19 protein-coding genes are annotated in these 22,256 nt (G+C 47.1%); 6 read left to right on the forward strand and 13 right to left on the reverse strand.

Features of this window, described 5'->3' with window-relative positions:
- Positions 1–137: 137 nt before the first annotated feature.
- The gene (locus tag QNO02_RS28205) at positions 138–1,499 is read left to right on the forward strand and encodes an MFS transporter (protein ID WP_289390571.1); all 1,362 of its coding nucleotides are present in this window, start codon (positions 138–140) and stop codon (positions 1,497–1,499) included.
- A 211-nt stretch (positions 1,500–1,710) separates the two neighbouring features.
- Here the strand turns inward: QNO02_RS28205 and QNO02_RS28210 are convergent, their stop codons facing one another.
- From QNO02_RS28210 to QNO02_RS28220, 3 genes are all read right to left on the reverse strand, one after another.
- The gene (locus QNO02_RS28210; protein WP_133386170.1) at positions 1,711–2,178 is read right to left on the reverse strand and encodes an NUDIX hydrolase; all 468 of its coding nucleotides are present in this window, start codon (positions 2,176–2,178) and stop codon (positions 1,711–1,713) included.
- Between the two features lie 155 nt (positions 2,179–2,333).
- The gene (locus tag QNO02_RS28215) at positions 2,334–3,545 is read right to left on the reverse strand and encodes a nitric oxide synthase oxygenase (RefSeq protein ID WP_289390572.1); all 1,212 of its coding nucleotides are present in this window, start codon (positions 3,543–3,545) and stop codon (positions 2,334–2,336) included.
- A 127-nt stretch (positions 3,546–3,672) separates the two neighbouring features.
- A complete protein-coding gene (locus tag QNO02_RS28220; protein WP_289390573.1) occupies positions 3,673–4,152 on the reverse strand; it encodes a Dps family protein in 480 nt (159 codons plus the stop codon).
- Between the two features lie 360 nt (positions 4,153–4,512).
- Here QNO02_RS28220 and QNO02_RS28225 point away from each other — a divergent pair, with 360 nt between their 5' ends.
- Entirely contained in the window at positions 4,513–4,875 is a 363-nt protein-coding gene (locus QNO02_RS28225) for a cupin (protein WP_289390574.1), read from the forward strand.
- A 59-nt stretch (positions 4,876–4,934) separates the two neighbouring features.
- On the opposite strand, the gene QNO02_RS28230 is transcribed toward QNO02_RS28225, so the two are convergent.
- Positions 4,935–5,672, reverse strand: coding sequence for an HAD family hydrolase (locus tag QNO02_RS28230; protein ID WP_289390575.1), 738 nt, complete (start codon positions 5,670–5,672; stop codon positions 4,935–4,937).
- 222 nt (positions 5,673–5,894) lie between these two features.
- Here QNO02_RS28230 and QNO02_RS28235 point away from each other — a divergent pair, with 222 nt between their 5' ends.
- Positions 5,895–6,068, forward strand: a complete 174-nt coding sequence (locus QNO02_RS28235; protein WP_289390576.1) for a hypothetical protein — start codon at positions 5,895–5,897, stop codon at positions 6,066–6,068.
- 293 nt (positions 6,069–6,361) lie between these two features.
- Here QNO02_RS28235 and QNO02_RS28240 read toward each other — a convergent pair whose 3' ends face one another.
- The 7 genes from QNO02_RS28240 to QNO02_RS28270 form a co-directional block, all read right to left on the reverse strand.
- Entirely contained in the window at positions 6,362–8,101 is a 1,740-nt protein-coding gene (locus tag QNO02_RS28240) for an adenine deaminase C-terminal domain-containing protein (protein WP_289390577.1), read from the reverse strand.
- A gap of 175 nt (positions 8,102–8,276) precedes the next feature.
- The gene (locus QNO02_RS28245) at positions 8,277–9,335 is read right to left on the reverse strand and encodes an ABC transporter ATP-binding protein (RefSeq protein ID WP_289390578.1); all 1,059 of its coding nucleotides are present in this window, start codon (positions 9,333–9,335) and stop codon (positions 8,277–8,279) included.
- An 18-nt stretch (positions 9,336–9,353) separates the two neighbouring features.
- On the reverse strand, positions 9,354–10,145 hold the full coding sequence (locus tag QNO02_RS28250; protein WP_017691790.1) for an ABC transporter permease: 792 nt from the start codon (positions 10,143–10,145) through the stop codon (positions 9,354–9,356).
- Between the two features lie 4 nt (positions 10,146–10,149).
- The gene (locus tag QNO02_RS28255) at positions 10,150–10,971 is read right to left on the reverse strand and encodes an ABC transporter permease (RefSeq protein ID WP_036612869.1); all 822 of its coding nucleotides are present in this window, start codon (positions 10,969–10,971) and stop codon (positions 10,150–10,152) included.
- Positions 10,972–11,191: 220 nt separating this feature from the next.
- Positions 11,192–12,130 carry a nucleoside hydrolase gene (locus QNO02_RS28260; RefSeq protein WP_289390580.1) on the reverse strand — a complete coding sequence of 313 codons (939 nt, stop codon included), beginning with the start codon at positions 12,128–12,130 and terminating at the stop codon, positions 11,192–11,194.
- A 101-nt stretch (positions 12,131–12,231) separates the two neighbouring features.
- On the reverse strand, positions 12,232–13,302 hold the full coding sequence (locus QNO02_RS28265) for an ABC transporter substrate-binding protein (protein WP_289392917.1): 1,071 nt from the start codon (positions 13,300–13,302) through the stop codon (positions 12,232–12,234).
- A 466-nt stretch (positions 13,303–13,768) separates the two neighbouring features.
- A complete protein-coding gene (locus QNO02_RS28270) occupies positions 13,769–14,113 on the reverse strand; it encodes a Na-translocating system protein MpsC family protein (protein WP_017691786.1) in 345 nt (114 codons plus the stop codon).
- Between the two features lie 376 nt (positions 14,114–14,489).
- Between QNO02_RS28270 and QNO02_RS28275 the strand changes: the two genes are divergently transcribed.
- The 3 genes from QNO02_RS28275 to QNO02_RS28285 all read left to right on the forward strand — a co-directional run bounded on the left by QNO02_RS28275 (position 14,490) and on the right by QNO02_RS28285 (position 18,446).
- Positions 14,490–15,407 carry a hypothetical protein gene (locus QNO02_RS28275; RefSeq protein ID WP_091035979.1) on the forward strand — a complete coding sequence of 306 codons (918 nt, stop codon included), beginning with the start codon at positions 14,490–14,492 and terminating at the stop codon, positions 15,405–15,407.
- Positions 15,408–15,707: 300 nt separating this feature from the next.
- Positions 15,708–16,454, forward strand: coding sequence for a DUF3105 domain-containing protein (locus QNO02_RS28280; RefSeq protein ID WP_176872918.1), 747 nt, complete (start codon positions 15,708–15,710; stop codon positions 16,452–16,454).
- A 273-nt stretch (positions 16,455–16,727) separates the two neighbouring features.
- Entirely contained in the window at positions 16,728–18,446 is a 1,719-nt protein-coding gene (locus tag QNO02_RS28285; protein ID WP_091035974.1) for a methyl-accepting chemotaxis protein, read from the forward strand.
- Between the two features lie 226 nt (positions 18,447–18,672).
- On the opposite strand, the gene QNO02_RS28290 is transcribed toward QNO02_RS28285, so the two are convergent.
- Positions 18,673–19,626 (reverse strand): nucleoside hydrolase, encoded by a 954-nt coding sequence (locus tag QNO02_RS28290; protein ID WP_017691781.1) that lies wholly within the window; start codon positions 19,624–19,626, stop codon positions 18,673–18,675.
- Positions 19,627–19,896: 270 nt separating this feature from the next.
- The gene (locus QNO02_RS28295) at positions 19,897–22,128 is read right to left on the reverse strand and encodes an MMPL family transporter (RefSeq protein WP_091035971.1); all 2,232 of its coding nucleotides are present in this window, start codon (positions 22,126–22,128) and stop codon (positions 19,897–19,899) included.
- Between the last annotated feature and the right edge of the window lie 128 nt (positions 22,129–22,256).

Below are 22,256 nucleotides of genomic sequence, written 5' to 3' on the forward strand. Positions count from 1 at the left end.
TGTAAACGCCGCATGTCATTTCTTCTTATTGTTTAAAATTCTGCATACATTACAGGTAATGTCGATAATACGTACCCATATGGAGTAATTGAAGGATTTTTAGGATTCCATTTTATGTGTGAGAGGAGTCTTGGCTCTTGGATATTCGTCGTAACCTGCCTTTGCTGATGACCATTTGTTTCCTCAGTCAGATGGGCGGATTCATGATCCTGCCCCTGTTTCCTTTGTTTATTGAGGAATTCGGCCTGTCCGGCTGGATGATGGGGGTTATTTTTGCACTCTTTTATGTGGGGAAAGTGATTGGCGGTGTTCCTGCTGCGGCAATTTATAAAAAGCTCGGAGGGAAAAATGCGCTCATCCTGATGCTGATCCTGCTCGCTGTCTGTATGGGCGGCTTCGCATTGTCTTCTGCTGCGGTATTATTCGGTCTGCTTCGGCTGCTGCAAGGACTCGCTTCCACCGGCCTTACCGTGGTTGTGCGTTCCATCATCGGAGATGGGGGTAATATAGACAACCGCGGGCTGTACAATGGGTATATCAGCAGCAGTGAAGGTGGCGGTATGGTACTTGGCCCAGTCATTAGTGGCTGGCTTGCGCTGCACTGGACATTGTCGGTGCCTTTTTTACTCGTTACCGTATGTTGTCTGATGGCCGTGGTCGCTGCGATGGGGATGAAGACGTCGGCACCTGCTAGAGCTAATCATGAGTCTGGGGATAGGTTGAACGAACCAGTAATAGAAGAGCTTTCGGCTGTTGTGGAGCAAGAACCACTGGACAACTTAACACACCCGGTGCTCCACACGGATGAGACCCCTCCTTTACCTTCAGCAACCTCTAATGCACTGTATTCAGAAGCTACGGATACCTCCTTAACTTACCAATCCAACCAATCTCACAAATCAACAACGATTGGCAAATACACAAAGCTCACACAGCGGCAACAGCTTCTCGGCTACGGCACAGTACATTTTTTGGAGATGAGCGCCTATGCGGTATTCCTCACCTATTTTGCACTGTATGCAGCTCACATCATGCATTGGGACCCGTTTGCAACCAGTCTCGCCTTCACCGTCTCAGGGATTTCTACGCTTGCCGCTGCTCCCTTTGTTGGTTATCTCTCTGACCGGTTAGGCGATCGTCTGTTACTCTGTATGCTCGGCATGTTTCTCATTGGAATCGAAGTTGCTGTATTTCTAAGCACGTCCTCCCATCTATGGGTCTACGTTGGCATGTTGATTGGCGGGGTGGGCGGAGCATGTTACATGGATTCGTTCTTTGCTCATATTGGTGATCATATCCCGGACGAGAGTCGAAGTTCTGTCATAGGCAAAATTGTCTCAGCTGCCGAGATCGGCTCCATCGTATCTCCACTGGTTGCTGCGTTGCTTATGGAAGTTGGATCGCTTTACTCCGTGTTTGTGTTCAATCTGGTGTTGATTGCTGTTGCCATTGTAGTTCAGGCCGCGATGCGAAGTCGGTATAAGACAAGACGGGTGTAAAAGCAAAAGGGAGATGTCCCACAAGTCACGAACATGACGGAGGACATCCCTTTATTGGCATAATTATTTTCTAACGAACTGCACAAGTGTTATTTGCTTCAATTTCTACTTCGTTAAATTACAATTCCACAAATAATCCGCCCTATAAGAAGCGCTCGGTTCGTTAGCTCTACAACTCGTGAGAGAAACCATTTCGGTGGCAACCTCTCGATTATACTTTTCCCAATAATGTTGCTATATGCTCTGCATTTTCTTGGATTTTTCTTTTTAAGTAAGGGTCGGTCCTTTCAGGCAATTCCGTTGGTTTGAAAAATTCCGCTTCAAAGACTTCAACCCCATCTGGCTTCAGTTCTCCCTCATACTCCGTGCAAATATAACCAATGACCACATTGTAGTATTCATGCCCATTTCTTAATTTCGTGTATAACTCTTTTCCTGAGAAGACGCCATACAGATGAAGTTTCTTGATCTCTATCCCAATCTCTTCTCTGACTTCTCTTATTGCAGACTCTTCCACCGATTCGCCGAGCTCCATATTTCCACCCGGTACTCCCCACGTATCATCCAGATGTCGAACCAATAGAATCTCACCTGTCTTGTTTAAGATCAATATACTCGGTCTCACCAAAATAACAGGAGCATTGCCAACCATTCCTCGCAACGTTTCAATATAACCCATGGATTGTTCCCTCCCCTATGTGAAGTCAAAGTCATGGCTTCATTATAGGTGTGTTATATATTTCCATATAGAGAAAGAATCTTTTCATTTTTTTCCTATTTTAAAGCCCTTCGTTTGATAAAAAAGGATCACAAAAAATAACCCGCCTGCACAATTTAATGTGCAAACGGGCATTTCATTGGTGCATCTCCGGCCTGTGGCTGGGGATTCTCTACCTGTGCATTCTGCTGCTCGCTACTTCTCGGCTCTGCGGCAGATGCCACACCATCTTTCAGGGTATACGCCTGATCCTGATGGAAAAAGTTCGGCTTCACGATCTCATTACGATAGGAGCTGTGGAAAATATGCGTTGTCGCTGGAGACACTGGCGGAATCAGCCACACCCAATCCCCGGTCAGCTCACGTCCAGCCTTCTCTTCCCGCTGTTCAAACATAGCAAATTGCGCTGCCGCCGTGTGGTGATCCACAATGCTCACGCCTGCTTTTTTGAACGAATGCAGCACAGCAACATTCAGCTCCACCAAAGCACGGTCCTTCCACAATGTCGTTTCACTCGACGTATTCAATCCAAATGCTGCCGCCACCGCAGGCAATTTGTTATACCGGAACGTGTCCGCCAGATTACGGGCGCCAATCTCAGTACCCATATACCAACCATTGAACGGCGCTGCCGGGTAGGATATACCACCAATCTCCAGACGCATATCGGCGATCATCGGCACACCGTACCAGCGCATGCCAAGCTCCGCAATCTCTTCCCGCTCTGGGTGTTCAATCATCACTTCCACAATCTCTTCTTCGGGTATAACATACCACTCTGGCGCTTGTCCTTGTACCTGAATAATGAGCGGTAACACATCATATGAGCTACCTGCTCCTTGCCAGCCAAGTGACATCGCCGCCTTGGTCAGTTCCACCGAAGCAGGATCTCCAATAATGCCTTGCTCTGTCTCATATCCTGCATAACGAATAAGCTGATGATTCCAGACACGTACCGGAGCTCCATTCGGCCCATCCGGTGGAAGGATAGTAATCATCGGAATTACTTTGCCTCCGTTTGATGCCACATGAATATGATTCAACACAGCATCCGCTGCCGTTCCTGCCGTATCGGCATGACGGGCATCCACGATCCGAAGTTTGTCCCAGAACAGCCGTCCGATGCAGCGATTACTGTTCCGCCATGCCATTTTACAACCCTGCTCCAATTCCTCTGTGGTATGCACATAAGTACCGGTTACTTCGATCTCGCCCATAACGGCAACAAGCCGGGCCTGCGCGTCTTCACGCGAATGGCCCAGCTCTTCATAACATGTATATATAAACCGTTCAGCTTCTTCCTGCAATTGTTCCAGGTCTGACCGCATTGTTCATTCCACCATTCTGTACATCTTGAATGCCATCATTATACGGCAAGCGCACCGGATTTGTAAGCGAACGGACACTTTGTTCACGGACTCTACATATCGTTGTCAGGATGTAGGGTGACTTTGCTTATTTGCCCAGAAATGCGTTTAACATCCAGACCTCTTTATCCAGTGCAGCAGTGAATCCAATCAGCATATCTTCCGTTGCGTTATCTTCTACTTCTCCTGCTTCGTGAATGCCTTGACGAATCACTTCCACCATCGTGCGTAGATCAGCAACCACCGAATCTACCATACGTTCAGCAGACAACTGGCCTTGTGCCTCTTCAATTGGAGACAGACGCAGCTGTTCAGCCATCGTAGCCACCGGACGTCCACCAATAGCCAGCAAACGTTCTGCAACTTCGTCCATATTCGCTGTAGCCAAATTGTACAGCTCTTCGAATTTGGCATGCAGTGTGAAGAAATGAGGTCCTTGAACATACCAGTGGAAGTTATGCATTTTCGTGTACAGTACAGACCAGCCTGCGATCTGACGGTTCAGAACCTCTTGAAGTGCTGTGGCGTTGTTAGCAAAAGTGTTGTTTCTAGTTTGGATTGTGTTCATGGAATTTATCCCCTCTCGAATATAAAAATAGAATTTGAATGATTGTTATGGATTGCTTTAATTCGTTATTTTAATTTAGACTTAATCTAAATCTTGTTTTAATTATAACACCGTATATATTATTTGGGAAGGCTCTGAACTACTCTTTCGAATGAAGATTTCATGAAGCAGAGCTTCATAGAAACGTTGGCACAGACAATTAACAAAATGATGAATGTGAGCAAATTGTTCCTAAACGATTGGAGCTATGATAGACTCATCTGATTGGATTATCCATAAATTAGTGAAATAGGATGATACCCATCATAAAGATAGTTACCATTATAGGAAGTTAACTTAGTCACTATTGCGGAGGTAAACATGAGGATGTTTCAATTTAAACAAGAGTCAGGAAAAAAGATAACCAAATTTGATTCTAATTTTGTAATGTCACGTATTACGCAGACCAACAAAGCAGCTCATATCGGATGTATGCATTTAGCTGAAGGTGGAGTAGTAGGTTATCACCAAGCTGTGGTTCCTCAACTCCTTTTGATCGTAAGTGGAGAGGGTTGGGTTAGAGGTGAAGCAAATGAATACATCAAGGTTCGTTGTGGCGAAGCGGTTCTCTGGGATATACATGAATGGCACGAAACCAAAACAGAAACTGGACTCATGGCAATTGTAATCGAAAGCGAAGAGTTAGACACTTCATTATTGACGCCTTTAGAAGTTATTGTATAAAAAAAAGCAGACCTGCACCTAAGACGGTAAAAGGACTGCTCCTTTAAACATAAGTCTCCTTAAACTCGGACAGGTTCAAATGTCAGAATAGAACTGATTTCCTCATAGCTACGTGCTACAAAATGAGGTTGATGATCGGACTCCGGCAGCGCATCCCGATGGTTGAACCAGATAACTGTCCAGCCCGCATCCACTGCACCTACCACATCATTACGCCACGAGTCTCCGATGTAATAGCTGGAACGAGCATCTGTCCCGGACTGCTTACTCACATATTCAAACAACCTGCGATCAGGCTTCGCATAACCAGTCATACCGGAGATGAAGATCAGATGCTCGTCCACGAGACTAAGCACATCCAGTGCTTCAAGCTTGCGCCGCTGATGTTCTCCTTCTCCATTGGTGATTAGACCAACAGTATGGCCTTCTGCCTGAAGCTTTCTGATCAGCTCATACGCTCCTTCAAAAGGCACAATCTCGAACTGTCTGCTCAGATACTGTGCTTGCAGTTTTTCAGCCTGTCCCAGTTGTAGGGGAAGTCCAAATTCCTCCATCGTCAACTCAAACCTCCGACGGCGCATTCGCTCCACTGCATCCGGCTCCGGTACAGCGGACAGATCTTCTTGTGCAGACAGCCAGTCACTGTAATAACGAAAACGGTGATAGGCCTCAGCATAAGAAAAATCATCCGGCAGGCCGAGAACGTCCTGCAACGCGCCACGAAGCGGCTGTAAGTGATCATATAAGGTGTCATCCACGTCGAAAAATATGGTTTTAGCATTATTTATTTCATTCATAGTGGTTGTCTATCCTCCTGCTTTTGCGTCCAAACATTCTCTTCTTACTATATACGTATTCAATTGTCCCGTCCAAACAATGAAACATCGTACTATAGACGATCAGATCTTTGCATATGAGCGAAGCCTACACAAACAGATATATAAGCAATTGTCTTGTTCCAGTTAATGGAATATAATATATTAAAGAACCTATTAAAGATTAAAAGGTGGGATGAATATATGGAGAAATGTACTGATTGTGGAGGAACGTCTTTCGTACAAGCAACGGATTTTATCAATCTTCGTCCAATGGATAAGAAATTGGCGCTTGGCTCAGAAAGAGTATTCACGGTTTGCTTGGATTGCGGAGAGGTTGTTTCAATTAAAGTGAAAAACCCGGAGAAATTATTATAATTTGACGATGAAGCAATTTGTATAAGAGCTATAAACATAGCCCAATGAAAATCGCTAAATTAGCGATTTTTTTATTTTATGAGGGCAAATTCTTCTCGCGGGTCAAATAAGGATAGGCGAAATCGAGCGGGTAGCTTTTGAAAGAAAGCTGGTGGCTCTTTTATATAAAAAGAACACCCCCCTTCCACAACATAAATCGTAGTGAACTGAGGTGCCCTTCTTTTTCTAATCCAAATTTACTCCACTATCAAACGATCTAATTGGAGGTACACCACAGAATGTGTGTATTCTAATTAAATTACTAACGATACAACCTTACCTGCATTCACATCAATCAGGCCATGGTCCGTAATTTTCAGCGCCGGACTTACCGCAAGGGAGTGAGTACTGATCGACATGATCGGGTTGTAATGTACATATCCAAGAGACAACATCGCTGCTCTCAGTTCCTTCACTTGATGGGACACCACTGCAAGTGGTTCTTCCGTCAAAATGCCACCTACGGGAAGTTCCAGATGGGACAGCACCTTACCGTCTTCCACCACACAGAAGCCACCTTGGCTTGAAATTACCGTGTTAGCTGCGATTATCATATCTTCACGATTACGTCCTACAACCAGCAGGTTGTGATTGTCGTGTGAATATGTCGTTGCAATGGCGCCACGCTTGATGGTGTCTCCACCAATCAGACCATGTGCACGATTGCCGTTCACACCATAACGTTCAAAGGTCGCGATTTGCGCATATCCGCTTTCTTCCCATAACAATTCACCATCCGAAGACTGAACCGGTGCAATATGTTCTTCTACAAAAGTAGAACCATCCTTGACCATCATGACACGGCATTGATACTCACCTTCACCAGCGAAATCAACACCTGATCCGCTGACTTTTGGGTCTGACAACTGAATTGCAAAATCTGCTACGCCCAACTTCTCCAACTGTACACTCTTATAGAAGTGAGGTGGGAACTGCCCGGTTATGCGTTCCTGCTTATACGGTTCGTAATCGTCATAAGCTTTGCGGCCGTTTTTGTACACCTGATCAATAGCGAGCTCCTCCAGGTTGGATACCAACACATAATCGGCCACTTTGCCTGGGGCTACGCTGCCACGATCGGTCATTTTCATTCGGGAAGCAGGGGTAGATGTTGCGGCGTAGATCGCATCTTCCGGACGCATCCCCATCTGAATCGCTTTACGTACAATATGATTCAGATGACCATGCTCCACCAGTGAATCCGGCATCACATCATCTGTTACAAAGCAGAAGTGCTGTGCCACATCATGTTGAATCAGGTACTCCATGACTTCCGGTGTCATTGATTTCTCCTGAATTTCAATAAACATACCTGCCGCAATCCGCGCCTGCAATCCCTCAATGCTCTGATGAGTATGGTCCGAATCGATACCTGCGTAGATCAGTCGATGCAGATCGAGTCCAAGCAGTTTCGGTGTATGACCTTCGATCACCAGATCGGGATAGTTTTTGCGGATATGCTGTAAAATCTGGTTTGTCTTACACTCCGGATCACGGATGACATCGACATAGTTCATGATCTCGCCCAGACAAATGATCTCGCCAGTGGCGAGCAACACGTCCATATCTTCGATTTCAATCGAACCACCTGTTGTCTCCATCGGGGTTGCAGGAACGGAACTTGGAATCGCATAGAACATGTCCACCGTCGTCTCCCGACTCGCAGTCATCATCTCCTGCACACCCTCCAGCCCAAATACATTAGCCATCTCATGCGGTTCTGCGACAATGGATGTTACCCCGCTGCCAATCAGACCATGAGAAAAGGTTTCCGGTGTCACCATCGTACTTTCGATATGCAGATGGATATCAATCAAGCCAGGAATCATGTATCTTCCCCGCGCATCAATGACTTCGTCTGCCTGAATCATCTCAGGCCCACCGGGTCCAACATACAGGAATCTGCCGTCGAGTACAGCAACGTTGTTCATTTCAAACCGTTTATAATAACTGTTATACACATGTACATTAACAATCAGTTGATCTGCACGCATGGGGCATAATCTCCTTCTTCACAAGCATTTCACCGCGATGCCAACCGGACAATGAACCTGCACTTTAATCTGCTGTACTGCACATGACTGCGCACCACTGCCCTCGTCCGGAATCATCGCATGAGTTGCCTTCTTTACTGCTCTTATTTCCTCAAGCTATTCCAACCATTCACGACTACTCCACCAGTACAAGCTTGTCCTGTGGGAAAATCAGGCTAACACGTTGCCCACTAAGGTAAGGTGTCTCCATCTCCTGATTTGCTGTAAAATCACCGAGTTCCGTCTCAATTACATACTGATAACTGCGTCCCAGATACGTGCTGACTTTGATAATCCCCGGCAAAGCATTCACCACATCCGCAGAAGTATCTCCACTAACGATCAGATCATCCGGGCGAATCGCGCCTTTACGAGCACCCGGACGTGATGTTCCGGGATGTGCTGTTGCAGTAAATGTGCGTCCACCTGCGGTCAATGTGATCACTTCACCTGCATCACTACGCTCCGCAAATTCAATGAAATTATGGAACCCGATAAACCGTGCTACAAACTCCGTTGCCGGATATTTAAAAATCGTTTCCGGGCGGTCGAGCTGCTCAACCACACCTTTGTTCATAATCGCTACCTGATCCGAGATCGAGAAACACTCTTCCTGATCATGAGAGACATACAACGTTGTAATGCCCAGCTCTTGCTGAATCCGGCGAATCTCCACCCGCATGTTAAGGCGCAGGTTGGCATCCAGGTTACTGAGCGGTTCGTCGAACAAGAGCAGGTCAGGTTCAATGACCAATGCGCGGGCAATCGCCACACGCTGACGCTGTCCACCGGACAGTTCTTGTGGAAAACGTTTCTCAAATCCATTTAGGTTAACAACTTCCAGGATTCGCATCACACGGGAAGAGATATCCTTGTCTTTTACTTTACGCATCCTGAGGCCAAAGGCCACGTTGTCATAGACAGACAGATGCGGGAATAACGCGTAACTCTGAAATACAAATCCGAAGTTCCGCTTGTTCGCCGGAACCTTTGTATAATCCTTGCCGCCGAACATAAACTTGCCCTGCGATGCTTCCAGAAATCCGGCGATGAGGCGCAGCGTAGTTGTTTTGCCGCAACCGCTCGGTCCGAGCAGGGAGAGCAGTTTACCTTTTTCCAGCTCCAACTGAAAATCCTTCAGGATTGTCTGCTTATCGTATGCCACGGATACGTGGTCTAATGTCAGCAATGCCATAGCGTTCTGCGCCTCCAATTAACGTTTAGTAAAGTATGAAAAACCGCCCATGATCCGTTCGATCACGAACATTAAGAGTCCGGTCAGTACCATCAACAGCACGGAAATCGCTGCAATCGTTGGGTCAAAGTAATTCTCCACATACGTCAGCATCTGGATCGGTAATGTGCTTACCCCTGGTCCGGTCATGAACACCGAGATGTCCACGTTGTTGAAGGACTCCAAGAAGGCAATCAACACCGCAGCGATAATTCCTGAGCGGATGTTAGGAAGCACAATCGTAAAGAACGTTCTTACCCGTCCCGCACCAAGACTCAGCGCAGCTTCTTCCACTGCAAAGTCAAAGCTCGACAGACTCGATGCGATAACTCGAATGATAAATGGAAGCATGATAATCGTATGACCGATCAATAGTCCGAGATACATTGGCAGATGGTAGATTACGATCAGGTATTTCATCAATGTAAAACCAAGCACGATTCCCGGGATCAGTACCGGGGACAGGAACAGTGCGTTCAGCACAGACTTGCCTTTGAAATCGTAACGACTGAGTGCATACGCAGCCGGAACTCCGAGCACCAGCGCCAACAGGTTCCCCAGCAGGGAAATGATGATGGACGTTTGGAATGTGCGGAGGAATCCGCCTGTGTTGAAAATATTCTCATACCAGCGGAAGGAGAACCCTTCCGGCGGAAATTTGAGTACCGTTCCCGGTTCAAACGAAGTGACCGATATGATCAGAAGCGGGCCCAGCAGAAAGATAAAGACCAGCAGACTGAACAGGCCCAGCCCGATATGTTTCTCCCGCATATGTCTACCCCTTCGGATTTAAAGTTTTGGCCATTTTGTTCATGACACCGACCACGACAAATGTAATTACAATCATAATCGCGGCAACAACCGAGGCCAGATACCAGTCGTTGAGGGTCATGGCGTTTTGATACAGGAACGTAGCAATTACACGTTGCTTGCCTCCAAGGAGGGCAGGTGTGGTATACGCCGTCAGGCTTCCGACAAAGACAAGCACGGCTCCGATCACAAGTCCTGGCACAGCCAGTGGGAACACGACCCGGCGGAATGCCGTAATACGCGAGGCGCCCAGACTTTGTGCTGCTTTGAGCAGGTCACCGTCAATGTTCTCCAGCACGCCCACCAGAGAGATAATCATCAATGGCAGGAACAGGTGTGTCAGACCGATCATCATCGCTGCCGGCGTGTACAGAATGTCCAGCGGCTTGTCCACGATACCAAGGCCTACAAGGGTGTTATTAATCAGCCCTTTGCGTCCAAGAATGATCATCCAGCTAAACGAGCGCACGACCGGGCTCGTCAGCAGTGGGAAGATCGCCAGTGCCAGCAAAATACCTTTGCGGCGCGGCGCTTTCTGCGAAATATAATAAGCTGTCGGGAATCCGAGCACCACACAGACGATGGTGGTGACCACGCTGACTTGCAGCGTCGTAAGCAATATTTTCAAAAAGTATGGGTCTCTGAAAAAATGCATGTATCCTTCAAACGTGAAGGAGTTTTCTTGGAAAAACGTCGACCCGATCGTCAGGACAATCGGAATTATCATAAATGCCGCCAAAAACACGAATCCCGGCAGCAGTAGCCAGTAGATTACTGATTTCTTCATCGCGATACTCCTGACTTGTAAAATGGTTTTATTCACACGTTAAAAGCACAACTTTACACTAGCCCACTCCGTGCCAGAAGAATCTTTCGATCGCTGTTATCCCCAGATTTTTTGATCCTTATTGAAAAGGTGAAATCCGGGGATAAAGGCGAACGCTTCGCTTCTCCAGCTTTCTTCTGTCACTACGTTATTGTGTAAAACATGAATTTAACTATCATAGCTACGCATTTAATGCGTTGATAAACAGTTCAAGGAATGCTTCTGCGTCTACGGTTTCGCAGACGAGCGTGTTGGGCTGCTCACCCAAACGGTTTTGGAAGTCACATACCATCTGGCCATCGCACAGGCGGCTGGCGGTTTCGACATCGACGTAATAGGATTTGCGTCCTACCAGTTCCGGGGCAAGGGCTACGCCAACGGCTAGTGGATCATGTAACGCGCAAGCGCGGACGCCGTTCATTTGTTCATATCGGTTGATATAAATCTCCGTGCTCTGAGCCACGTAAGCGCGTAGTGCAGGATTGGTGAGACGCTCAATCGTTGCTTCATTCAGCAGCGTTTGACGCGTTACATCCAGTCCGACTTGAGTAAGCTTCTCGATACCTGCATGCAGTACAATGCGAGCGGCCTCTGGATCAGCGTATGTGTTGTACTCAGCGGTTGGTGTAATATTGCCATGTCCGCGAACAACACCACCCATGAAGATGACTTCCTTCAATAAAGAAGGCAATTCAGGGCACTTCATAAGCGCGAGGGCCAAGTTCGTTAAGGGTGCGGTCATGATTAATGTCAGTTCGCCCGGATATTGCTTGGCTTGTTCCACGATAAAGTCTGGCGCAAAACCTTCCTCGGCTTTCTTAGACACGGCAGGATCAGGCAGCGCACCGCCCAATCCGTCCTGTCCATGTACCCGGTGTTCATAATGCGATTTGCGAGTGAGCGGTCCAGCTGCTCCGGCAATGACCGGAATTTCAGGTGCACCCGCGAGTTCAAGAATTTTGCACGTATTCTCTGTTGCCTGCTGGAGTGATACGTTCCCACAGACTGTGGTGATACCGAGAATGTCCAACTTCCGGCTTTTGACGGCCAGCAAAATCGCCAGTGCATCGTCAATCCCCGTGTCCACGTCCAGAATGATGCGATTTTGCGCTTCACTCATCCGTTCTCAACTCCTATGCGGTGATATGGTTGCTTGCTGCAAATGATATAAGTTAAACATGTTGACCAAAGATAACTTTTAAGTCAGTCGGTTACTTGTATTTATTGTGCAATCTCGCGGTTCCAGCGATCTGTCCAGCCTTTAACCTGTTGATTCACAAATTCCATATCCAGCTTGTTCAGCTTCTCAACAACTTCAGCGCCGTATGTTACGCCTTCTGCTTCTTCAGCAGTCAGTTCAACCTTTGTATTAACCGGGGAATCAACTTTAGCTTTGGCAGATTTCGCTTGTACATCCTGGCTCAGCTGCCAGTTGATGAACTCTTCAGCCAGCTCTTTGTTTTTGCTGCCCTTCACGACATTGATCGTGTTCATCACGGCATATGCACCTTCGCTAGGTGTAACAAACTTTGCATTGGGCACGGCTGCTTTCAGATCTTTGAAATACATTTCCATGATCGGTCCGCCAGCAATCTCTTCTTGGGAGAACATGTTCACGAATTCGGATGTTTGGCTGTAGAATTTCACCACATTGCCGCTCAGTTTTTTCAGTTCAGCAAATGCCGCATCTTCATTAAACGTATCGTTTCCAGCTACACGAGAAGCTGCATCCACAATCATTGGGCCTGCTGTTGCCGTAATATTCGGAATGGTCAGGTTACCTTCGAACGCCGGGTCCCACAGGTCACTCCATGAAGTCACTTCTTTGGATACGAGATCCGGGTTATAAGCGATACCGAGCTGTCCAACCGTGTAGGCCGGGCCATAATCTTCACCAAGTGGTGCTTTGGCAATATCATAAATGTCATTTACATTTGGAATTTTGGAGCGGTCGATTTTCTCAAACAGACCTTCATCGATACCTTGTTGTGCATAATAATCAGACAGGTAGATAACATCGACATTTGATGTACCTTGACGAATTTTATTCAGACGTTCAGCGTTATTGCCGACTTCGAGCACGATGTCTACATTATGTTCTTTTTCAAAGGGACCAAATACTTCTTCATTAAAGAAATCTTCCGAGAAGCCCCAAGTGGAGATAACCAATTTGTTCGCTGCTGTTCCCCCACTGCCTGATCCGCCTGTCGCATCATCCGTGCTGCTGCCACAACCTGCAAGTAATACTGATGTCATTGCCACTGCTGCCAAACCGCTAATCCACTTTTTCATCATGATCCTGATTCCCCCTGATATATGTGTTTTAACAACCCAACCATTAAGTTGAACTAGCTTACATGCTCTGCTAAGCATTTACACATAACGGAGAGGACAGAAATAACCTGAAGAAGCGAAGCGTGCGCCTTTATCACCGGATTTCACCTTTATTAAAGGATCAAAAAATCTGGGGATAACAGCGATCGGAAGGTTGTTCTGTCATCGAGTGCCCGTGTAAATTGCGTTAGTTGAGTGTGTATAGTTCGACTTAAAAAACAAAAAGAAAAGCATTCTTGTATAAACAAGAACACTTTTCTTCGTAAACAAAGGAAAGCGACACCCGCTGCCGGTACATCATCGGTTTCTGCTTCAGAATCAATCCAAAGACAGACGCCATCATATGAAATTGTACGGAACCTGATCATGAATCCGGGCCATAACCTCTGCATACATCAACAAGAATTAATCCTGCCGATCCATCCTAAGCCTGTTCCAGAATCACATTTGTGATCGCCCACTGAGTGGACGCATCATAATCCCGCAATATAGCTTCAATTGGCAAACCCATGTGTTGCTCGAGCTTCTCCCGGAATTTCTTCTTATATAAGACAGACATGCGGAAGTCCACTTCCAGCTTTAAGCCGGGGGCCTCCCCTTCCAGGGCATCAGAGCGCGGTGAACGTCGGTGCTTCGCGTAGAAGGTCACAATATTCTGGTCAATGGTCACTCTCAGGAGAGTGGTGCCAAATCCGAACAGTTCCTTCGAGATTTCGTTATAATACTGGCACATCTTCTTCTTGCTCTCATTGCTGTCCAGTAGTTCCATGAACTCACCCACATCTCTTACTACCGTACATTCGACGTGTTAACACGATTGATTATACATAAATCTTCTGAAATGAGCAACCCAAAAGATATACTTAACATGTAAATCACACACAGAAGCGAACGATAAGACATTTACCCCCAAAAAAAATTCGTCTTAAACCACGGTGAATTTACATTAAAATGCCTGCATGTCAGTCCTATACTATTGTTACTTCTAAACTACGTTTTAATACACAGCATTCGAGTCTTCGTTTCAACTTTCTCTCTGTAGGGGTATTAATTCCTGCGAAACATAGACAAACTTCGTCATCAACCGTTAAAATGAGACACAATGTTGACATGTTTTTATTTTCTAGAAATTGGAGGCTTATACCATGAAATGTCCAGTATGTAATCATGAAAATGGAGATGCCCATTTTTGCGAGAGGTGCGGCTCTAATCTGACGCAAACAACCTCATCACCAACTCCTGTACCGAACCCGGAATCTGCTGCTGCTTCCGAACCCGAATATACCCGTTGGTCCAGCACACAGGCTACCTCTTCCCAGGCATCCGCTCCATCCAACACACCATCCGTATCTATTCACAAGGAACAGGCAAGAGAATCAACAGGCACCAATGACCATGCTTCTGCAGGAGACAATAGCTCCAATCAGTGGAATAATATCGTGCAGAATGAGAAAGTTCAGCAAGCCAAAGAAGTAAGTAAACAGTATCTATCCTATTTCCTCAGTGTATTGGCCCGTCCTTATCAGACGATGAAAACCGTTGGCGACCAGCATTCACTAAACGGATGGCTAACGATGGCGCTGATTGCAGTTCTATCTTCTACATACTTCTTAATTACCTTTAGTCGCATAGGCATGGACGGCTTGTTCATTGGTGGATTTTTAAGGCCGCTATTGTTCACCGTCATTATCCTAATTGCCTCAATTGCACTGATGTACGCTATTCTGAAGATTGAAAAAATAACCTTCCGTCCCAAAACATTGGTTGCCCAGTTCGGTACATTGCTTGTTCCTGCTGTAGTATCCCTTGTTCTGGCGAATCTGTTTATTATTATCTCGTATTCCATCGCGATCTCCTTGCTTGCTGTCTCATATATCATTGTCTTTGTCGCTCTGAACTCGGTGCTGTTCCAATATCCACTGAATCGCACCAAAGCAGCCATCGACAGCATGTACAGTGTGCTGATCGCCAATGCGGTCGTGTTCTTTATTGTTTATCAATTGCTGGGTGAAATTATTATTGGACTGATCAGCCTGATGCTTTCACCATTTGGTCGTCTGTAAAATAGTTCAGTTGGAATAAAGCTATTTACACTCGTTACTTCGATGACAGAACAACCTTCCGATCGCTGTTATCCCATTAGATTATATTAAGGCGTTCCCTGCTCACGCGGGGAACGTCTTTTTTTGATTTTCCAAGACAGCGTTGCGCCGAATATGTTTCATACACTATAATGTGTAGTGCAAGAGGTATGTTCTTATAGCAACTCTCGTTACGTAATGAGAGGATTCACCGTTGCCATAAACACTACATTATGTAGTGTATTAATCACTCATTTTACAAAGAAAGCAGAGGAACTCTCTATGGACATGACTCATATGGATCATATGCAAATGGAGCACGAGGCAGGTACATCCTACCTGTGGCTCATCGTAGGTGTAATCGTGTTGCTGTTCTCCATCGCCGCCTATATCTGGGCATCACGCACACAGGGCAAAATCCTGGGCCACATGAAAAAGAAAGAGCGGGCGGACATTCAGAAAAAAAGTCGATCCCTTCGGCTGGCTGCACACGTAATGATGGCTGTGTCGATTATTACGTTTGGCCTTTTCTTCATGCAAGGGGCAGGTAAAACATATAATGTAGCTGATCTGGAGTCCAACGCGACAATCGACGTGACGGACGATAAATATTACGGGGCTGACCATACGGAGGACCCTATTCAGTATGAGATGAAGATCCCGACTTCAGGGCCGCATAATCCGCATGATATCAAGTTTGGATTTTACACCGACTTCCCGGGTTATAATTACCTGGTACACAATCTGGAGCACGGGGATATCATCATCTATTATCGTGAGAACGCAAGCGAGGATTTGAAGGAACATCTGAAATACCTCGCTAAATTCCGCGAAGCCGGAGCAGGTATTCTGGCTGTACCCAACAAGGATATTCCCGAAGGCAGTGAAGTCGTGGTGACCGCATGGACCAAAACGATGAAGCTCGACCAATTCGATGATGCCAAGGTGGGTACTTTTATTAATAAATATATTAATCAGGGACCTGAAAAGATTCCTGCCTCTGTTCGCCAGGGCGGCGGAACAATGTAATCAGGTAATCACTCAGTTATATGAAGCCCCTCTAAGGAGTAACCATGAGGTTTCTTCCAATGATGGGCATGGTCAATATAGGATTGAAACGAAACTAGCTCCCGGATCAAATTGACTTGGGGGCTAATTCTTTATGGACCGGATGCCGATATTTCAAGTAGAAAACTGTATATTGGATATACAATACATACGAACCAAAGAAGAACGACAAACACCAAGTAAAGAGACAAAGAGACGATTGATTCAACAGATCAAGGGGGAACACTTTTACCAATGAACAGTTTGTTTATGAGGATCTTTTTATTTTTTTCCTGTCTGATGCTGGCCGCGGGTGCGGTTCTTGGCATTACCATGTACCGTTCATCGGCTCAACTGGTCGAACAATCCATGGGGATGCAGGCACAGGCTGTGGCTGAACGGGCAGTAGCAATAATTGACACCTCTCTGTATGCACCACTCAGTACCGGACAGGAGGAGACAGCGTATTATGGCACATTGCGTGAGCAGCTTAGTCAGCTGCGCGAGGCCAATGGGCTCAAATATCTGTACACACTTGGTACTCGCGAAGAAAATGGAACAAATACATATTTCTACGTTGTGGATGGGGCTGCTGCGGATGTGGCAGAGGATGACTTCTCCCCTTACGGTTCCGCAGAAGAGACCCATTATGAAGGAATGCTGCAAGCTTTTGAACAGAATGAGCCTATTCGGGGTGAACTCACACAGGATGAATATGGCGCTACCATTACAGCATATGTGCCGATCCATGGAGATGACGGAAAAGTACTGGGGCTGGTCGGTGCGGATCTGGACTCCACTGCGGTCTATGAACTGATGTCCCGCAACCGTATGACCATGATCTGGACAGCCTTGGCTATTGTTCTGCTGAGTGTCTTGCTGGTGTATGGATTCGCCCATTACTTGACCCGACCATTGGTGAAGTTGAAGAAGTTAATTACCCAGGTAGGAAAAGGCGACCTGACCGTCAACGTTGAACTTAGTCGCAAGGACGAGGTGGGACAGCTCGCTTCCGAGTTCAAACATCTGGTTACAGGTACCCGGGATGTCATGACGGGCATCCGTCAAAGCTCCGATTCTCTGCTAGAGGCTGCAGAAGGTGTATCGAAACATTCACAGGCGACTGCCGAAGCTAGTCAGCGTATTGCCGAGCATACCAATCATACGGCCAATGGAGCTGCAGAACAGGTAGCACGTGCAGGCGAAGTCACAGTAGCCATGGAAGAGATTACGCGTAGCATGCAGCATATTGCCAATTCTTCCTCCATGGTCGCGGATGTCTCACAGGAAACGACTAATAACGCGGTGCAAGGTCAAGCCAACATCAACACGGCGATTGACAGCATGGACAAAATTCATCAAGCAAATGTGCAGATGGTGGCCTCCACCTCTCAGCTGGAGCAGTACTCAGGTAAAATTGAATCGGTGGCACATCTGATGAAAGGCATCGCTTCACAGACCAATCTGCTCGCACTTAATGCAAGTATTGAAGCGGCTCGTGCAGGAGAGTATGGCAGCGGGTTTGCGGTGGTTGCCTCAGAGGTTCGCAAGCTTGCGGGGGAATCAGAGCAATCATCCCAGCATGTAACCGAACTGATCGCCGAGATGACACGCCAGACCGCCCTGTTGTCAGAACATATGTCTGCCAGCACATCAGCAGTTCAATCCGGTCTCGCTGTTGTTCAGGAGGCAGGCCGTTCATTCACATCCATTCATACCGGGATAGAGACGATGAATGATCGTCTGCACGAAGTATCCGCAGCATCCGAGCAGCTGTCTGCCAGTGCAGAAGAAGTATCCGCTTCTGTGGAGGATATGGAACATATCTCACGCGAATCCTCTTCAAGTATCCAACAGGTGTCGCACGCTACCGGAAGCCAGTTGCAATCTATGGATGAGATGCGTGCATCCGCCGAATCTCTGCGGGTATTGTCCAGTGAGCTGAACGGATTGATTAGTCGATTTAAAATATAGCGGGCAGCTTAGATTGTTATACAGATTGAACTTAAGAATATTCACACATGCCACTTCGATGACAGAACAAACTTCCGATCGCTGTTATCAATCTATATAAAATCAGCCCAAAACAAAAAGCCGCACGGCAGGGACGGGATTATGGGGTCAACCCCATTTCCGGACACTGCCTGCGGCTTTATTTTTGTTGTACCTTTAAGGATGGCAAGCCCAGAGGCTGCCTGAATTAGTAGCGCTGCGGAGCAGCTTTTTTACCCAAATCCGTCATGTACGTAAAGAACGCTTCCGGATCGGTATCATACACCAGTTGTACTGGACGTCCGTCTGCTTGCTCCACCGTGCGGCCCTGGCTAGGACCATCCGGGATGACAATACAGTTTACGGTTTTCTTCTTCACGATGTCCTCGCGTCCAACGGAAGCCGTTGTCAGCACATCCCACAGATAGTAGGTGGAATTTGTCTCACTATACACCAGTGGCGGACAACCTGCGTAACAGTTACCCAAGAAGTCAACGCCTTCGAAGCGACGCTCCGCTGCCCAGCGGTTACGAACGGCTGGAGTCAGAGGTACTTTGTTTGTGCTTTCCAGTGCAACCAGATCGATCTGGATGCCACTTTGCCATACACGGTAAGCCGCTTCCGGGTCCCAGAATACGTTCCATTCAGCTGTGCCATCATGCTCAGGTTCTTCTACGTTACCACGCTCAAATGTACCGCCCATCCATACCAGCTTGTCGATTTTCTCTTCAATGTCTGGTGCTTCGTCGAGTGCACGCGCAAGGTCAGTCAGTGGGCCTGTGAACAGGAGCAACGTTTTGCCTTCGGTATTGCGCACTTTCTCGATCAGATGCTGGTGTGCTGGAACAGCAGAGAGTGGTGCTTCCATTTTGCCGGATTCATTCAGTACTGGAAGTGCATCTACATAGAAGGAATGCAGTCTCCACGCCGCAGGAAATGGATTTTTCCCTCTGGAGTTGGATTTGGATACCTCTACGGAATATGTACCGAAACGATCGATGATTTTACGGCTGGCATCTGTTGCTGGCTCCAGATATCCGTCTGCCGGAATAACCGATACGCCGGTTACATGTACATTGTCCATTTGCAGAAGCATGAACAGCGATACGAGGTCATCTACGCCGCCGTCATGGTTGAAATACACATTAAGTTGGTTCGTCATGCTTGCTTTCATCCTTCCCCTGGTTGTCCCATTGTTGTTAATTCTTCCGTCTGCCCTAAGCCGACGCTTCCTCTATTATGTCCCAAAACACTTGGTTACGTAAACCTTCCCCATACAAAGAAAGCCAGGATTACGTCTCATCCTGCGGATATTTTACAGTTCCACCATTCCATCTCAGGAGGACAACGAGTTGAGGTCATCATCGTTCGGAAAATAAAGAAATGGACAGCAGGCTTGAAGCCCCGCCGTCCATCTCACCCAATCCATGCATTACATGGACTGGTTCTGTTTCTCCTCATTCTTCTCTGCAATTGGAACATACTTGCCTGGCCAGAAAGCCCATTTGCCCAGCAATGCGGTGATAGCCGGCACCATGAACGGACGAACCAGGAAGGTATCCAACATCACACCAACAGCTGTGATAATACCAAACTGCACCAACACCTGAATTGGTAATGTAGCAAGTACCGCAAACGTTCCTGCCAAAATCAGACCTGCAGATGTAATAACAGAGCTTGTCTCGCCAACACCTTCTCTAATCGCTTGACGAAGCGGCATCGTTTTGCGTTTCTGCCAGATGCTAGAGATCATGAAGATGTTGTAGTCTTCACCCAGTGCCACGAGGAATACGAAGGAATACAGCGGAATCGCTCCCTGAATTGCATCTGCGCCAAGTCCGTAGTGAATGATGATCCAACCCAGACCCAGTGCAGAGAAATACGACAGAACAACCGTTGCAATCAGATACGCCGTAGCTACAACTGAACGCAGATATAATAGTAATAACAATGTAATCATACCGATGACCACTGGGATAATGATCTTGGCATCCCGTTCTCCAGCCACTTCAATGTCATACTGTTCAGCCGTCTGACCATCGATCCAGACCTGACTGTCCACATTAGCTACACCAGCGTCTTGAAGCGCCTGTTCCGCAGTAGCCCGCAGATCAGGAATATGCTGCATAGCCTCCATGGAATATGGATTCAGATTAAATTCCACATCAAAGGCGGTAATGTTGGCATTCTCTGCACCCTGCTGGGCATCGCCTACTTTGCTAATGTAATCCAGCGATTCGAGACGCTGCTTCAGATCAGTTTCTTTGCCTTCGGCATCAACGATCACTTTCACTGGAGCCAGCTCACCTTGGGAGAATTGTTCGCCAATGACCGTGAAACCTTCGCGGGAAGGCACATCCTCCGGGAAGGAAGACAACAGATCATACGTAAATTTAACCTGAGTAGAGAATGCCGCCAGTCCTCCCAGCAATACCAACGTAATTGCAAGAACGGTCCATGGCTTTGTTACTACAACACGGCCAATCCAGCTTTCCTTCACTTTGCGCGGGGCAGGAGCCGGTTTACCTTTTTTCTTCGCACGTTCGACTTCCATCTCATGGGTACGCGGTACGAACGGGTAGAATGAACCCCGGCCGAAGATTGCGAGAAGTGCCGGAACCAGCGTCAGACTTGCAATAAACATGATAAATATGGACAGACTGAAAGGTACGGCAAAGCGATGATATGCACCGTATTCAGCCAGCAACAACACGAGTAGTGCTGCAACGACCGTGAATCCACTCATGGCAATAGCGCCGGAAGATCCGGTGATTGCCTGGAAGATGGCTTTCTTTTTGTCCGGCTCATGATAGAGAATTTGGCGGTATCTGGAGATCATGAACAGACAGTAATCCGTTCCTGCTCCAAATAACAATACGGTCATGATCGAGATCGACTGTGCATCCACCGTAATCCAGCCCTGATCCGCCATGAATCCGAGAATGGGGCTTGTCACCATATATGCGAATCCAACGGCAATGATCGGGATAATCGCCAGTACCGGCGAGCGATAGATCAACAACAGCAGGACTAATACCAGTACAACCGTAGCGATCAGCAAGGATACATCGGCGGAAGAGAACAGTCCGCTTGCGTCAATGGATATCCCTACCGGCCCTGTCACACGGGCAACCAATGTATTGGTATCGTCTATAGCTACATCGAACGGGTTTGCCCCGAAGATGTCTTGTGTCTTTTGCTCAAGTGCTTCAATACCTTCCTTCAATTGTTCCGAATCGGCACCTTCATTGAAGAAAAGTGGCATAACCAAAGTACTTCCGTCTTCCGAAAGCTGGCCTTTCAATGCCTGTGGTGGTAATTGATAGAGTGGCACAACGGACTGTTGTTGTTCTACCGGATCTTGATCCAGTCGCTCCGTTAATGCCTGAATGTTCTGAATCTGCTCATCCGTCAGACCGCCGGCTTGACGCCATACGATCAGCGCGGGCAGTCCTTCACCACCAGGGAATTCCTTCTCGGCAAGTGCAGCTGCCTGAACCGATGGTTTGGATTCACTCAGATCCTGCGCGTTATTGGTTTCACGATCACCTACAGCAGGCCATACCATGCCAAGCACAACAGCGATAATGATCCATACCAACAGTGTAATCCATTTGCTTCGTTTGCCGGCAACCCAGCGGCCGTAACCCGAACCTTCCTGCATTGTCTCTTCATCTCCCTATTCTGTTTCTATGAAGCCCTAATATATATGATGGTGTAGTAATGAACCACGGGTCATAGTATAATCGAGTTAATTATATATACCGGAAGGTTAATTTTGCAATGCCTAAT

Source organism: Paenibacillus sp. PK1-4R (assembly GCF_030369595.1).
GTDB lineage: Bacteria > Bacillota > Bacilli > Paenibacillales > Paenibacillaceae > Paenibacillus.

Bases quoted from the DNA above. Each gene is read 5' to 3' on its own strand.
- QNO02_RS28240 (WP_289390577.1), bottom strand. From the start codon at position 8,101: ATGCGTGCAGATCAACTGATTGTTAATGTACATGTGTATAACAGTTAT.
- QNO02_RS28285 (WP_091035974.1), top strand. From the start codon at position 16,728: ATGAACAGTTTGTTTATGAGGATCTTTTTATTTTTTTCCTGTCTGATG.
- QNO02_RS28290 (WP_017691781.1), bottom strand. From the start codon at position 19,626: ATGACGAACCAACTTAATGTGTATTTCAACCATGACGGCGGCGTAGAT.
- QNO02_RS28230 (WP_289390575.1), bottom strand. From the start codon at position 5,672: ATGAATGAAATAAATAATGCTAAAACCATATTTTTCGACGTGGATGAC.
- QNO02_RS28215 (WP_289390572.1), bottom strand. From the start codon at position 3,545: ATGCGGTCAGACCTGGAACAATTGCAGGAAGAAGCTGAACGGTTTATA.
- QNO02_RS28245 (WP_289390578.1), bottom strand. From the start codon at position 9,335: ATGGCATTGCTGACATTAGACCACGTATCCGTGGCATACGATAAGCAG.
- QNO02_RS28275 (WP_091035979.1), top strand. From the start codon at position 14,490: ATGAAATGTCCAGTATGTAATCATGAAAATGGAGATGCCCATTTTTGC.
- QNO02_RS28210 (WP_133386170.1), bottom strand. From the start codon at position 2,178: ATGGGTTATATTGAAACGTTGCGAGGAATGGTTGGCAATGCTCCTGTT.
- QNO02_RS28260 (WP_289390580.1), bottom strand. From the start codon at position 12,130: ATGAGTGAAGCGCAAAATCGCATCATTCTGGACGTGGACACGGGGATT.
- QNO02_RS28295 (WP_091035971.1), bottom strand. From the start codon at position 22,128: ATGCAGGAAGGTTCGGGTTACGGCCGCTGGGTTGCCGGCAAACGAAGC.
- QNO02_RS28225 (WP_289390574.1), top strand. From the start codon at position 4,513: ATGAGGATGTTTCAATTTAAACAAGAGTCAGGAAAAAAGATAACCAAA.
- QNO02_RS28255 (WP_036612869.1), bottom strand. From the start codon at position 10,971: ATGAAGAAATCAGTAATCTACTGGCTACTGCTGCCGGGATTCGTGTTT.
- QNO02_RS28220 (WP_289390573.1), bottom strand. From the start codon at position 4,152: ATGAACACAATCCAAACTAGAAACAACACTTTTGCTAACAACGCCACA.
- QNO02_RS28265 (WP_289392917.1), bottom strand. From the start codon at position 13,302: ATGAAAAAGTGGATTAGCGGTTTGGCAGCAGTGGCAATGACATCAGTA.
- QNO02_RS28270 (WP_017691786.1), bottom strand. From the start codon at position 14,113: ATGGAACTACTGGACAGCAATGAGAGCAAGAAGAAGATGTGCCAGTAT.
- QNO02_RS28250 (WP_017691790.1), bottom strand. From the start codon at position 10,145: ATGCGGGAGAAACATATCGGGCTGGGCCTGTTCAGTCTGCTGGTCTTT.
- QNO02_RS28280 (WP_176872918.1), top strand. From the start codon at position 15,708: ATGGACATGACTCATATGGATCATATGCAAATGGAGCACGAGGCAGGT.
- QNO02_RS28235 (WP_289390576.1), top strand. From the start codon at position 5,895: ATGGAGAAATGTACTGATTGTGGAGGAACGTCTTTCGTACAAGCAACG.